General features: G+C 63.5%; 1 pseudogene. It reads right to left on the reverse strand.

Annotation, left to right across the window (positions count from 1 at the left end):
• A pseudogene (locus ACVA58_RS28055) lies at positions 1 to 277 on the reverse strand (acetate--CoA ligase); the annotation flags it as partial.

Genomic DNA, 277 nt, shown 5'->3' on the forward strand with positions numbered 1-277 from the left:
GGGCACAACCGCGGCCTCGGCGATGGCGGGGTGCTCGATCAGCACGCTTTCCAGCTCGAACGGGCTCACGCGGTAGTCCGATGCCTTAAATACGTCGTCGGCGCGGCCAACGTAGGTGAGGTAGCCGCTTGCGTCGCGCGCGGCAATGTCTGAGGTGTGATACACGCCGCCGCGCATGGCTTCGGCCGTTTTTTCGGCGTTGCCGGCGTAGCCTTCCATCAATGCCAGCGGGCGTGATTTCCATTCGATGCAGATCTCTCCTTCGCTGGCTTCGTGG

It is taken from the genome of Photobacterium sp. DNB22_13_2, from assembly GCF_052873915.1.